12 protein-coding genes are annotated in these 11,935 nt (G+C 55.4%); 8 read left to right on the plus strand and 4 right to left on the minus strand.

Annotated elements, in window-relative coordinates:
• The first annotated feature begins 51 nt into the window (after positions 1-51).
• From ACPGUT_RS06010 to ACPGUT_RS06045, 8 genes are all read left to right on the plus strand, one after another.
• Complete coding sequence (locus ACPGUT_RS06010) at positions 52-1,131, plus strand: polyamine ABC transporter substrate-binding protein (protein WP_423989413.1); 1,080 nt, start codon at positions 52-54, stop codon at positions 1,129-1,131.
• A 67-nt stretch (positions 1,132-1,198) separates the two neighbouring features.
• Complete coding sequence (locus ACPGUT_RS06015; RefSeq protein WP_423989414.1) at positions 1,199-2,326, plus strand: ABC transporter ATP-binding protein; 1,128 nt, start codon at positions 1,199-1,201, stop codon at positions 2,324-2,326.
• A 2-nt stretch (positions 2,327-2,328) separates the two neighbouring features.
• Positions 2,329-3,444 (plus strand): ABC transporter permease, encoded by a 1,116-nt coding sequence (locus ACPGUT_RS06020; protein WP_423989415.1) that lies wholly within the window; start codon positions 2,329-2,331, stop codon positions 3,442-3,444.
• Positions 3,441-4,259: an ABC transporter permease gene (locus ACPGUT_RS06025; protein ID WP_423989416.1), complete on the plus strand. Its 819-nt coding sequence runs from the start codon at positions 3,441-3,443 to the stop codon at positions 4,257-4,259. The genes ACPGUT_RS06020 and ACPGUT_RS06025 overlap by 4 nt, the downstream gene beginning before the upstream one ends.
• The gene (locus ACPGUT_RS06030) at positions 4,252-5,592 is read left to right on the plus strand and encodes a glutamine synthetase family protein (protein WP_423989417.1); all 1,341 of its coding nucleotides are present in this window, start codon (positions 4,252-4,254) and stop codon (positions 5,590-5,592) included. The genes ACPGUT_RS06025 and ACPGUT_RS06030 overlap by 8 nt, the downstream gene beginning before the upstream one ends.
• On the plus strand, positions 5,579-6,946 hold the full coding sequence (locus ACPGUT_RS06035; protein ID WP_423989418.1) for an NAD(P)/FAD-dependent oxidoreductase: 1,368 nt from the start codon (positions 5,579-5,581) through the stop codon (positions 6,944-6,946). Before ACPGUT_RS06030 ends, ACPGUT_RS06035 begins: the two co-directional genes overlap by 14 nt.
• Before the next feature lie 14 nt (positions 6,947-6,960).
• Positions 6,961-7,686: a type 1 glutamine amidotransferase gene (locus ACPGUT_RS06040; protein WP_423989419.1), complete on the plus strand. Its 726-nt coding sequence runs from the start codon at positions 6,961-6,963 to the stop codon at positions 7,684-7,686.
• Positions 7,683-8,273, plus strand: coding sequence for a gamma-glutamylcyclotransferase family protein (locus ACPGUT_RS06045; RefSeq protein ID WP_423989420.1), 591 nt, complete (start codon positions 7,683-7,685; stop codon positions 8,271-8,273). The genes ACPGUT_RS06040 and ACPGUT_RS06045 overlap by 4 nt, the downstream gene beginning before the upstream one ends.
• Here the strand turns inward: ACPGUT_RS06045 and ACPGUT_RS06050 are convergent, their stop codons facing one another.
• From ACPGUT_RS06050 to ACPGUT_RS06065, 4 genes are all read right to left on the minus strand, one after another.
• Positions 8,274-9,668, minus strand: coding sequence for an MATE family efflux transporter (locus ACPGUT_RS06050; protein ID WP_423989421.1), 1,395 nt, complete (start codon positions 9,666-9,668; stop codon positions 8,274-8,276).
• Positions 9,669-9,773: 105 nt separating this feature from the next.
• Positions 9,774-10,022, minus strand: a complete 249-nt coding sequence (locus tag ACPGUT_RS06055; protein ID WP_423989422.1) for a CBU_0592 family membrane protein — start codon at positions 10,020-10,022, stop codon at positions 9,774-9,776.
• Positions 10,019-11,341 (minus strand): glutamate--tRNA ligase, encoded by a 1,323-nt coding sequence (gltX, locus tag ACPGUT_RS06060; protein WP_423989423.1) that lies wholly within the window; start codon positions 11,339-11,341, stop codon positions 10,019-10,021. Before gltX ends, ACPGUT_RS06055 begins: the two co-directional genes overlap by 4 nt.
• 191 nt (positions 11,342-11,532) lie before the next feature.
• Complete coding sequence (locus ACPGUT_RS06065) at positions 11,533-11,916, minus strand: VOC family protein (protein ID WP_423989424.1); 384 nt, start codon at positions 11,914-11,916, stop codon at positions 11,533-11,535.
• Between the last annotated feature and the right edge of the window lie 19 nt (positions 11,917-11,935).

Raw genomic sequence — 11,935 nt, forward strand, 5'->3', positions numbered from 1 at the left:
ATCATATCCTTGATCAAAGGTGCAAATACCTTGAGAACGGGAGACCAAATCATGAAGAAACTCACACTGCCGCTGGTACTGGCGATGGGCGCGACCACAGCGTATGCTGAAGAAGTCCGCGTTTACAACTGGTCCGATTATATCGACGAAAGCATTCTTGAAAAGTTCGAAGCCGAAACCGGCATCGATCTGATCTATGATGTGTTTGATTCAAACGAGCTGCTTGAAACCAAAATGCTGGCAGGTGGTTCCGGCTATGATGTTGTGGTCCCTTCCGCGACCTTCCTGCAACGTCAGATTACAGCGGGCGCTTTCCAAACTTTGGATTACGGCCAGCTGTCCAACAGCGGCAACCTCTGGGATGCCATCAAAGAACGCACCAATGAATATGATCCAAATGGTGAACATGCCGTAAACTACCTGTGGGGCACCACCGGTATTGGCGTGAATGTTGGCAAGGTTCAGGAACTGCTGGGCGAAGACGCCCCGATCAATTCCCTTGCGCTGATCTTTGATCCCGCAAACATGGAAAAACTAGCCGCTTGTGGTGTTCAGATGGTCGACGCCCCATCCGAAATGATCCCCGCCGCGCTGGCATATCTTGGCGAAGATCCAGACAGCCATGATCCGGAAGTCATCGCAAAGGCCGAAGCCGTCTTCGCCGCTGTGCGCCCCTATATCCAGAAATTCCACAGCTCAGAATACATCAACGCGCTGGCAAATGGTGACATCTGTGTTGGCTATGGTTTCTCAGGCGACGTTCTACAGGCCCGCGACCGTGCAGCCGAAGCAGAGAATGGCATCGAAATCGCATATAACGCCCCGCTTGAAGGCGCGCAGATGTGGTTTGACATGCTGGCAATTCCGGTTGACGCCCCCAACCCGGATGGCGCGCATAAATTCATCAACTTCCTGATGCAGCCAGAAAACATCGCAGCCGCAACAAACTATGTGAATTATGCCAACGGCAACTCTGCCGCGCATGAATTTGTTGATCCAGAAATCCTCGCCGATACCGCCGTTTACCCGGATGAGGCGACACTGGAAAACCTATACATCACAAACGCATACCCTGCCCGCGTACAGCGCGTAGTGACACGTCTGTGGACAAAAATTAAGTCCGGCGTTTAAGCCAGATTGTCAAAATATTGGCGCGGGCGGCACATCGCCCGCGCCCTAATATCGGGGAGGGGTAGTTATGAATACACAGGCCATCGACAGCAATTTTGCGCCTTGGGAAAACAGCGAAGAAACGCCACTGATTGAATTTCAGAACGTCACCAAACGTTTCGGCGAATTTACCGCAATCGACAATCTGAACCTGAAAATCTATGAGCGCGAATTCTTCGCCCTGCTTGGCCCCTCTGGCTGTGGTAAAACCACCCTGATGCGCATGCTGGCGGGCTTTGAAAACCCGACCGAAGGCACAATTATTCTGGATGGTCAGGACATCGCTCCGATCCCTCCGAACAAGCGTTCCACCAATATGATGTTCCAGTCCTATGCGCTGTTCCCACATCTTTCAGTCGCCGATAACATCGCTTTTGGTCTGAAACGTGATGGCATGGCCAAAGGCGATATCGATGCCCGCGTGGATGAAATGATCCGCCTTGTGCAGCTTGGTAAATTCGCCAAACGCAAACCCGATCAGATCTCAGGTGGTCAGCGTCAACGTGTGGCACTGGCCCGCGCACTTGCCCGTGCGCCGAAACTTTTGCTGCTGGATGAACCGCTCGGCGCGCTGGATAAAAAGCTGCGCCAGGAAACCCAGTTTGAACTGATGGACATCCAAGAAAGCACCGGAACCACCTTTGTCATCGTGACCCACGACCAAGAAGAGGCCATGACGGTTGCCTCTCGTGTTGCTGTGATGGACCACGGAAAATTGGTTCAAGTCGACACGCCCGACCGCATTTATGAGAACCCAAATTCAACCTATGTGGCTGACTTCATTGGGGATGTGAACATCCTGAAAGGTCATGCCTCTAAGACCGACGCGGGCTGCGCCATTGCCTGGGGCGAAGGCCAACCAAAGATCAACACATCCTGCGGCACCGACCTGCACGGCGCCGTTCATTACGCGATCCGCCCGGAAAAGATCGCGGTTTCTGCTGAAAAGCCCGACGCAGCGAACGTGCTGAAAGGCAAGGTTCTAGACATCGCCTACCTTGGCAATATTTCGACCTATTACGTCAAGCTGGCCACGGGTGAAGTGATCAAAGCGCAGGCCGCCAACAACCGCCGAATTTCGCGACGCAGCTTCACCTGGGACGACGAAGTCTACCTCAGCTTTACAGACACCGCCGGTGTCGTACTGGCGCAGTAATCATGAATATTCTGCGCCGCACCGCCCTCATCCTGCCGCCATATCTCTGGCTGCTGATGCTGTTCCTGATCCCTTTTGCGATCGTTTTCAAAATCTCTCTGTCGGAATACGCCCTGTCGATTCCGCGCTATATGCCGCAATACGACCCAGAAACGGGCATTTGGCACCTGATCACTCAGCTGAGTTTCGAAAACTATCGCCTGATTGGCGCCGGTGCCGTGATTGCGGTTCTCTCCGGTATTGCCCTGCTCGCTGCATTAATCCTTCTGTTTTACCCGAGGCTCCGCTCGGCCTTCAGTGGGGAAACTGACGGGTCACTCTCCGATCGTCTCGCCGCATTTTTGCTGGGCCTTGCGGCCGCCGCCGTTCTGGTCATTCTTGGCGTCATCGCTCTCTCATGGTTCTTCCCCTCTTTGTCAGGGTTTGTTGAACTACAAGACCACCTCTATTACACGGCCTATCTGTCCAGCCTGAAAATCGCATTATTTTCGACATGCCTAACCCTAGCTGTTGGATTCCCCTTCGCCTGGGCCATGGCGCGATCCCCCGAACAATATCGCCCCATGCTGATGATGCTTGTGATCTTGCCCTTCTGGACGTCTTTCCTAATCCGGGTCTACGCATGGCGCGGTATCCTCAGCCAGACCGGCTATCTGAACCAGATCTTGATGGCGCTTGGAATTATTGATGAACCCTTGGTCATTTTGAACACCAATATCGCCGTCTATATTGGCATCGTTTACACCTATCTGCCGTTCATGGTGCTGCCAATCTACGCGACGCTCGAAAAGCTGGACGAAAGCCTGAATGAGGCCGCGATTGACTTGGGCTGCACCCGTACATCTGCCTTTTGGCTGGTGACTGTGCCCCTATCGCGACCTGGTGTGATTGCGGGCTGCTTCTTGGTCTTTATTCCCGCGCTTGGCGAATATGTGATCCCGGAACTTCTGGGCGGTTCAAACACCCTGATGATCGGCAAGGTTCTGGTGGAAGAATTTGAGAAAAACGGCGACTGGCCCGTTGCCAGCGCCGTTGCTGTCATCCTTCTGCTGATCCTGATCATCCCCATCGTGCTCTTTCAGCGCAACCAGCAGAAAAACCAGGAGGCAGGCCTATGAGACGTTTATCATGGTTTAATGTCACATCCCTGACACTTGGTTTTGCCTTCCTATATCTGCCCATTCTGTTGCTGATCATCTTCAGTTTCAACGAAAGCCGACTTGTCACCGTATGGGCGGGGTTCTCGACCAAATGGTACGGCGAATTGATGCAGAACGAGGCCTTCCTTAAGGCCGCATGGGCCACATTGAAAATCGGCATCGCTTCAGCAACATTCGCGACAGTCCTTGGCACTATGGCCGCCTGGATCCTTGTGCGTGGTGGGAAATTCCGGGGGCGCACTTTGTTCTCCGGCATGATCTACGCCCCGCTTGTGATGCCCGAAGTCATCACCGGTCTGTCGCTTTTGTTGATGTTTATCGCTCTGAACGTTGATCGCGGGTTGTTCACCATCATCCTGGCGCATACCACGTTTTCAATGTGTTACGTATCAGTTGTGGTGTCTTCGCGTCTGGTCAGCTTTGATCAATCCTTGGAAGAAGCCGCGCTTGATCTGGGCTGCACGCCGTTCGAGGCCTTCCGTCTGGTGACCCTGCCAATCATCGCGCCCTCTGTGATTTCGGGCTGGCTTTTGGCCTTCACCCTGTCGCTGGATGATTTCGTGATCGCAAGCTTCACCTCAGGTGCGGGTGCATCAACCCTGCCGATTGAAATTTTCAGTCGTGTGCGCCGGGGCGTCACACCGGAAATCAACGCGCTGTCGACCATCATGATCACAATCGTGGCCATTGGCGTCATCGTGGCATCCCTGTCCGCCAAACAATCCGCCGCCCGCAAGAAACGCGCTGAACAAGAGGCCGCTGCAGATGTCTGACTTCGAAAAATCCTTTGCCGGATATTGCACCACCTTCGGTGAACCTGACCGGATCGAATTGATGCTGTGCGATCTCAACGGCATCCTGCGGGGCAAATGGCTGCCGGGCGATCAGACCGGTAAATTCGCCAAAGGTGACGTACGCCTGCCCCTCTCCACCTATGCCCCGAACATTCTGGGCGAAGAGGTTGAAGAAACCGGTCTCGGCATTGTGGCCGGGGATCCCGACGGTCATCTTACCCCTGTCACAAGCAGCCTTGCGCCCGTCCCCTGGGCCAAGGGAAATGTCGCCCAGATGCTGGTGGAAATGGTCGAACCGGGCAAGGACAGCAATCCACTGTCCCCCCGCGGCATACTGAAATCTGTTCTGGATCGCTTTGCTGCAAAAGATATGTTTCCGGTGGTGGCAAGCGAACTTGAATTCTACATTTTCAAACCGCGCGCCAATGCCTCAGATGCGCCCATCCCCCCGGCCCGCACCCCCGATGCGCAGAACTATGATCTGGAAATTCTGGATCGGCAGGAAGACATCCTGACTGAAATTCAGGCTGCATGTTCGGCCCAGGGTCTGGCCACAGACACGTTGATCGCGGAATACGGCCCTGGCCAGTTTGAGATCAACTTTCACCACACAGGCGACGTGCTGCGGGCCGCAGACACTGCCCTATTGTTCCGTCGTCTCGTGCGTGCGGTTGTGGCGCGTCACGGGATGGAAGCCAGCTTCATGGCCAAACCCTATGCAGAATTTCCCGGCAACGGGATGCATCTGCATGCGTCCCTTGTGAATGGCGCTGGCGACAATGTGTTTTCAGCAGCAAGCGGCGTGGGGGAAACCCTGCAAAACGCGGTGGCTGGCGTGCTGTCCACCATGGCCGATCTTCAGGCAATCTTTGCCCCGCATATGAACAGCTATCGCCGTTTTCAGCCCAACAGTTTCGCGCCAACCGCGCCGGATTGGGCGCTGGATCATCGCGGGGCTTCTGTGCGCATTCCGGCGACAAAAGGCCCCGGCGCACGCCTGGAACACCGGATTTCTGGCGCGGATGTGAACCCTTATCTCGCCTTCGCAGCCATCCTTGGCGGCATGTTGCACGGGATCGAAACCAAACCTGCCCTGCCCCTGTCACTTGATGATCCACAGGCAACACCATCCGCCCCACTTGGCCATGACTGGCTGATGGCCGTGGAACGTTTTGTACAGGCCGACATCGCCGCTGAAATCTTTGGACAACAGTATCGCGATATCTACGCCACCCTGCGCCGTGACGAAATCCAAAAGATCGCCACCCGCCTGACACAGGTGGAATATGAGGTCTATCTTGGCCGCCTCTGACGCCCCCTTAAGTCGAATTTATGAGGCAGAGGCCTATGGCCCTTTGCCCCATGAAAACAGCTATTGGCACACGACAACCAATGCCCCTGCCTACGCTGCGCTGACCACAGACAAAACCTGTGACATCGCAATCATTGGCGCAGGCTACACCGGCTTGCACGCCGCTCTGCATCTCGCGGGTGAAGATGTTGTCGTCCTTGACAGCGGGCAACCGGGATGGGGGGCCTCTGGTCGAAACGGCGGGTTCTGCTGTCTTGGCGGGGCCCACGCGGGATATTCTGAACTTGTGAAAAAATTTGGTGCTGCGGATGCTCAGGCCTGGGCCCAGACCCAACGTGCATCTGTTGATCATGTAGACCAGTTTCTGCAGGATCACACCCTAGATGTTGACCGCCATTCTGACGGCGAAACCATCCTTGCCCACACCGCAACTGCAATGGAAAATCTGCGCCATGAACAGGCCGAAATTCGGGAAATCTATGGGCTCGACGCCCCGCTACACGACGCGGACCACCTTAGCGACCAAGGCTTAAATGCCACGGTTAACACCAAACGCCCCCGTTTCGCAGGCGCCCTGACCATCCCCGTTGGTTTCGCTCTGAACCCGTTGAAATACGCCACGGGTCTTGCGGATGCGGTGGTAAAATCCGGCGCGGCCCTTCATGGCGACACGCCGGTCCTCAGCGCGGAATTCAAAGATGGCAACCACATCCTGCGCACGCCACAGGCCACCCTGCGCGCCCGCAAAGTGATCTTCGCAACCAATGGCTACAGCTCCGAAAATCTGCCAACACAGCTGAAATCACGCTATCTTCCGGTGCAATCCAACATTCTTGTGACCCGCCCCCTGACCCAAGACGAGCTGGCCAAACAAGGCTGGACCTCACGCCAAATGTGTTACGACACGCGCAATCTGCTACACTATTTCCGCCTGCTTCCCGACAATCGCATGTTGTTTGGGATGCGCGGTGCAACATCGGCCACCCCCCAGGCCTTTGCAGAGGCAGAACTCGCCACCCGTCAGCATTTCGAAACCATGTTCCCCGCCTGGGCCCATATCGGCACGCCCTATTTCTGGTCTGGTCTGATCGCGGGCGCGCGCAACTTTGTGCCCTTTGCAGGCGCTCTCCCGGATCTGCCAAATGCTTACGCTGCCATGTGTTATCATGGCAATGGCGTGGCGATGGGCAGCTACTGCGGCAAGCTGGTGGCAGAGAAACTGCTGGGCACGGCGCATGAAACCACCGCCCCCAATTTCCTTGAACAGCCCCTTGCAGCTTTCCCTTTTGGACGCTATCGCCGTCACATTCTGCCACTTCTCTATCGCTGGTATACATTCCAGGATGGACCATAAGACCGGAGCCCACCATGACCAGAACCCTGAAAATCGGCGTATTGGAAACCGGCCTGCCCCCGGAAGAACTGGCACCTGATTTTGGCAATTACCCGTCTATGGTCGAAAACTGGCTGAAACCACTTTCCGCCCAGTATAACACAGAATTCACCTTCTATCCCGTGCTGTCTGGCGACATTCCACAGGACGGCGCACAGGCGGATATCTGGGTGATTACCGGGTCAAAATTTGGCGTCTACGAAGACCATGCTTGGATCGCGCCCCTTGAAAACTTGATCCGCGATGCAAAGACCAAAGGCAGCCTGATGATCGGCATTTGCTTTGGTCATCAACTGATCGCCCAGGCCCTGGGTGGCACCGTGCGCAAATCAGACAAAGGTTGGGGCGTTGGCCCGCATATTTATGATACATCCGCTTGGCCCGATGCCCTAGGCGATACGCCAACCAGCCTTAATCTACAGGCCTATCACCAGGATCAGGTCGAAATTCTGCCCGAAGGCGCAAAAACCATCGCGAGTTCTGACTTCTGCGAACATGCCGCCCTTTGGTATCCCGGTTTTGCCATCACCGTACAGGGACACCCTGAATTTTCCAAAGACTACGCCAGCGCCTTGATTGAAAGCCGTCGCGGCACGGTTCTGTCTGAAACCGACGCCGATCAAGGCCAGGAATATATGTCCCGAGATATCACAGCACCCGCGCTTGCACAGATGATCGCCGCACATCTGGATCAGCTATGAAACGGTTTTTCTTCGGTTACGGGTCGCTTGTGCACAAAGGCACCCATGATCACGCCAATCATGCGCCTGCGCGGTTGCAGGGATGGAAACGCGTCTGGGTCGCAACGCCCGCCCGTGCCCTGCCTTACCTGTCCGTCATTCGCGATGACACCAGTGCCATAGACGGGCTGATCGCAGAAGTACCGGATCAAGGCTGGGACGCGCTCGATCAACGTGAAGCCGCCTATCAACGCGTGCCCCTTGGCCCGGAACTGACCCATAAGATGGGCGATATGTCTGATGACAGCCTCACCGTGGTCTATTCCGTCGCCCCGGATGAACAGCAACCCGTCAGCGATAAGAACCCCATCCTTCTGTCCTATCTTGATGTGGTTGTTCAGGGGTATTTTGATGTCTTCGGTGCTGCGGGCGTTGATCACTTTTTCAGCACGACCTTCAACTGGACCGGCAGCTATCTGGATGACCGCACCGCACCGATTTATCCGCGTGCGCAACTATGTGATCCCGGCCTTCAGGCAGAAACAAACACGCGCCTCACCGCAATGGGCCAGACGCGTGTGCTGCAGGCGGACTTTCCGCTCTGGTGATCAACGACGCAATGAAAACAGGGCCATAAGCCGGCCCTGACGGGAAAACTCCTGCGGTTTTGCAGGTGCCGTGCCCCGCGCCATCACACGTTTTGCCAGAACAAAGGCAAGCGCGCCAAAGATCACACCGCCCGCGGCCTGACCGATCAACACGCCAGGTGCCCCAAACCACGCCGCCCCAACCCAAACAAAGGGGATCGTACCCAATGTGTGACGGCCCCAGTTGATCCATGTGGAATAAAACGGGTGGCCCAGGTTGTTAAACGCCGCGTTGCCGACAAAGATCACACCGTTGAAAAAGAACATCAGTGACAGCGGCCCGCAGAACAAAAATACCAGTGTCAAAGTCAGGCCTTCGGCCGCAAACAACCCGGCGATCAGTGGGCGCAGCAGGAACAACAGCCCAGACATCGCAACCACCCAAAGCACCAAGAATTTCAGCCCCTCCATAAAGGCCTGGCTCACCCGGTCTTGCTGACCTGCGCCTGCGTTCTGGCCAATGATTGGGCCGATCGCCCCGGACAAGGCAAACACCGCGCCAAAGGCAACCGGCGTCAAACGCCCAACAATCGCCATCCCCGCGACCGCCGCCTCGCCATAGGCCGCCATGGACCGCGTGACAAACGCCTGGCCCAGGGGGGTTGCGAATTGTGTCAGGATCGCCGGGATCGCAATGGTCAGAATGGCTGGAAAATCTTCGCGGAACTCTTCAGATGTGGGTTTCGCCAGCCCGCCGTAATGTTTGAAAATCGGATATAGCGAAGCCCCTGCAATCGCAAAACGGGACGCAACAGACGCCAGCGCCGCCCCCGTCAGATCAAGGTTCAACCCAAAGATCAGGATCGGATCCAGAACCGCATTCACAACACCCGCAAGAATGGTTGCAAACATCGCCCGTTTCGCCGCCCCATGGGCCCGCAAAATCGCCCCACCAATCATCCCAATGATCAGCAAAGGCAAAGCCGGAACAATGATTTGCATATAGCTGACAGCCAAATCCTGTGTTTCCCCCGTGGCGCCCATCAGCCCCACCAGGAAATGTAGGTTCATCCAGATCGCAGCCGCAAACAGCGCACCCACGCCAACACCGTATAACATCGCACTGGCCGCCCGACGACTGGCCATTTGCGTGTCACCCTGCCCCAAAGCCCGGGCTACCAATGCCCCCGCCGCAATCGACATGCCAATGCCAAAACTTGACGTGAAAAACAGGATCGCACCCGCATATCCGACCGCCGCCGCAAGCTCTGCTTTGCCCAACATCGAAATGAAAACCATATCCACGAAATCGACCATAAAGATCGCCATCAACCCGATAGAGGCCGTCAGCGACATGGTCGTCACGTGTTTGAATAAGTTCCCCGTAAGAAATTTGGCCTGAGGATTATCGGACATGCTGGCTCCCGTCGCTGTTCACGCTACTGTGAACGGCCCGGTCGCAAATGAAAACCTGCGCCAGCGCACACATCACCCGCGGCATTCACATTTTTGTGCAAAAAATCAACGTGTGCGCAGATATTGCACAATGCCAATCAGGCTGATCACAATCCAGAAACCTTCCATCAGGGCAGACGCCAGATTGAAGTTATACCAAAGGGAAAATGCAATCAAAAACGACCCGGCCAGGTTCACAACCGGAAAGGCCAGGTCGTCAGAATTCATCCAGCGCATCTGTGTCGCCAGATAGGCCAGCCCAACCATCAAAGTGCCGCAGACACCAATCAAATCGGGCAGGCCAAAATCCATCATTTCGCGCGAATGACCTGCATCAGCGGCAAAAGCTGCCCCATATCAGGGCCATGTGCCTGACCGGTCAGTGCCTTGCGCAGCGGCATGAACAGCCCGCGTCCCTTGCGTCCGGTGGCGTCTTTCACGGCTTTGGTCCAGGTGCCCCAGGATGTCTCGTCAAATGGCATCTCAGGCATCATAGACAAGGCTTGCGCAACGAAATCTGTGTCTTCGTCTTCAATCACTGGTTCGGCGCCATCACGCAGCAAGGCCCACCAGCCCTCCAGATCAGACAGCAACGTGATGTTTTCACGCATCAAGGTCCAGAATGCTTCGGCCTGATCCGCAGGCACACCGATTTTCGAAATGTAATCAGATACATCTGCAAAATCACGCCCATGGTTCACCTTCGCCGTCAGCGGCTTCAGGTCTTCCACGTCAAACTTTGTCGGGGCAGATCCGAACTTGCTGATGTCAAACCCATCGACCAGTTCTTGCATCTGTGAACGCAGTTCAACCGGATCAGCAGACCCAAGACGCGCAAGCTGGCTTAGCATCGCCATAGGTTCAATCCCTGCCGCGCGCAGATCACGCAGGGACAAGGTGCCCAGACGTTTGGACAGCGCCCCGCCATCCGCATCGGTCAGCAAGGAATGATGCGCAAATTCTGGCACAGTCCCGCCCAGCGCTTTGATGATTTGGATCTGGGTTGCCGTGTTGGTCACATGGTCAGAACCGCGCACAACATGGGTCACGCCGAAATCAATATCATCACAAACGGACGCAGGCGTATACAGATATTGCCCATCCGCACGGATCAGAACCGGGTCTGACACGGATGCCGCATCAATCGAAATATCGCCAAGAACACCGTCGTTCCATTCAATGCGTTCGTGATCCAGCTTGAACCGCCAGTGCCCATTGCCACGTTCCGCACGCAGCGCATCTTTTTCCGCATCCGTCAGGTTCAAACCCGCCCGGTCATAGACCGGTGGTTTGCCCATGTTCAGCTGCTTCTTACGCTTCAGGTCCAGTTCAACCGGGGTCTCAAAGCATTCATACAGACGGCCAGAGGCCCGCAGTTGATCCATCGCCTCATTGTAACGATCCAAACGGTCAGATTGGCGTTCAACCCGGTCCCAGGTCAGGCCAAGCCAGGTCAGGTCCTCTTTGATACCATCGACATATTCTTCTTTGGAACGCTCAGGGTCGGTGTCATCCAGGCGCAGAATAAACTGTCCGCCGTTCTGTCGTGCGATCAGGTAATTCATAAGTGCTGTGCGCAGGTTGCCGATATGAATATAGCCGGTGGGCGACGGTGCAAAACGGGTGGTGGTCATCTGATACGTTTCCTCTGAACCCTGACACAATATCAGGTCGCGCGTGGTGTTTCATACCCACGCGCAAATGTCCAGTTTCAAGGGAAATCGCCCCCTTAATATCCGTTAACGGGGCGAACGCTGTGTATGCATAAGATATGCATAACATGTGCATGCTTTGTGCATGGCATACTCAGCCCCAGATCCGGGCTTTAAACATAGCTGATCACCTCGATCTCGATCCCATCCGCATCATCAAAATAGAACCGCTTACCGGGTTCGTAATCGCCATGGTTATGCGGCGTGAAACCCAGGGTTTTGACCTTGGCTTCCACCGCATCCAGATCCTCTACAACCACCCCAATATGGTTCATGGCCCCCGGGGTTTTATAACGATCAAAATTCACCGGATCATTGCCGCCGGAACTATACACAGCGATATAGCTGTTCTCCCCGCCAACATGCAGCGTCGTGCCTTTGTATTTCGCCTCCCCACGCCAGCGCACCCGCCAGCCAAACAGCTGGTTCAGCATCTCTGCAGTGGCATCCGGATCTTTAACGGTGATATTGATATGTTCAAGCATCGCTTCTGACATGACATTTCCTGTCGTTGAT

The organism is Halocynthiibacter sp., assembly GCF_049608145.1.
Taxonomy (GTDB): domain Bacteria; phylum Pseudomonadota; class Alphaproteobacteria; order Rhodobacterales; family Rhodobacteraceae; genus Halocynthiibacter.

Bases quoted from the DNA above. Each gene is read 5' to 3' on its own strand.
- ACPGUT_RS06010 (WP_423989413.1), top strand. From the start codon at position 52: ATGAAGAAACTCACACTGCCGCTGGTACTGGCGATGGGCGCGACCACA.
- ACPGUT_RS06015 (WP_423989414.1), top strand. From the start codon at position 1,199: ATGAATACACAGGCCATCGACAGCAATTTTGCGCCTTGGGAAAACAGC.
- ACPGUT_RS06020 (WP_423989415.1), top strand. From the start codon at position 2,329: ATGAATATTCTGCGCCGCACCGCCCTCATCCTGCCGCCATATCTCTGG.
- ACPGUT_RS06025 (WP_423989416.1), top strand. From the start codon at position 3,441: ATGAGACGTTTATCATGGTTTAATGTCACATCCCTGACACTTGGTTTT.
- ACPGUT_RS06030 (WP_423989417.1), top strand. From the start codon at position 4,252: ATGTCTGACTTCGAAAAATCCTTTGCCGGATATTGCACCACCTTCGGT.
- ACPGUT_RS06040 (WP_423989419.1), top strand. From the start codon at position 6,961: ATGACCAGAACCCTGAAAATCGGCGTATTGGAAACCGGCCTGCCCCCG.
- ACPGUT_RS06045 (WP_423989420.1), top strand. From the start codon at position 7,683: ATGAAACGGTTTTTCTTCGGTTACGGGTCGCTTGTGCACAAAGGCACC.
- ACPGUT_RS06050 (WP_423989421.1), bottom strand. From the start codon at position 9,668: ATGTCCGATAATCCTCAGGCCAAATTTCTTACGGGGAACTTATTCAAA.
- ACPGUT_RS06055 (WP_423989422.1), bottom strand. From the start codon at position 10,022: ATGATGGATTTTGGCCTGCCCGATTTGATTGGTGTCTGCGGCACTTTG.
- gltX (WP_423989423.1), bottom strand. From the start codon at position 11,341: ATGACCACCACCCGTTTTGCACCGTCGCCCACCGGCTATATTCATATC.
- ACPGUT_RS06065 (WP_423989424.1), bottom strand. From the start codon at position 11,916: ATGTCAGAAGCGATGCTTGAACATATCAATATCACCGTTAAAGATCCG.